Source organism: Ruegeria sp. AL12 (assembly GCF_056540885.1).
Window position 1 is genome coordinate 1 of record NZ_JBQFXN010000140.1, and the last position, 656, is coordinate 656.

1 protein-coding gene is annotated in these 656 nt (G+C 65.2%); it reads left to right on the forward strand.

Annotated elements, in window-relative coordinates; all coding sequences use genetic code 11:
• The coding region (locus ACR0C6_RS21875; protein ID WP_480621272.1) for a thiamine pyrophosphate-dependent enzyme at positions 1 to 654 on the forward strand (654 nt) is incomplete at its 5' end.
• Between the last annotated feature and the right edge of the window lie 2 nt (positions 655 to 656).

Below are 656 nucleotides of genomic sequence, written 5' to 3' on the forward strand. Positions count from 1 at the left end.
GCCCGCGCGGCCAAGCCCGACTGGATGAGCCCCCGCATGGCGTGGCGCGCGATTCAGGCGGCGCTGCCGAAAGAGGCGATCATCAGCTCGGATATCGGCAACAACTGCGCCATCGGCAACGCCTATCCGTCCTTCGAGGCGGGCCGCAAATACCTGGCGCCGGGCCTGTTCGGGCCCTGTGGCTATGGCCTGCCGGCCATCGTCGGCGCCAAGATCGGCTGCCCGGACGTGCCGGTCGTGGGCTTTGCCGGTGACGGCGCCTTCGGCATCGCGGTGAACGAACTGACTGCGATCGGCCGCGAGGAATGGCCCGCCGTGACCCAGATCGTCTTCCGCAACTACCAGTGGGGCGCGGAAAAGCGCAACTCGACCCTGTGGTTCGATGACAACTTCGTCGGCACCGAACTGGACACCAAAGTGTCTTACGCCGGTATCGCGCAGGCCTGTGGCCTGAAAGGCGTCGTGGCCCGCACCCAGGACGAGCTGACCGCAGCGCTGAACCAGGCGATCGAGGACCAGAAGAACGGCATCACCACGCTGATCGAGGCCCTGATCAACCAGGAGCTCGGCGAACCCTTCCGCCGCGACGCAATGAAAAAACCCGTCGCCGTCGCAGGAATCTCGGCCGAAGACATGAAAGTTCAGGAAGCGTGATC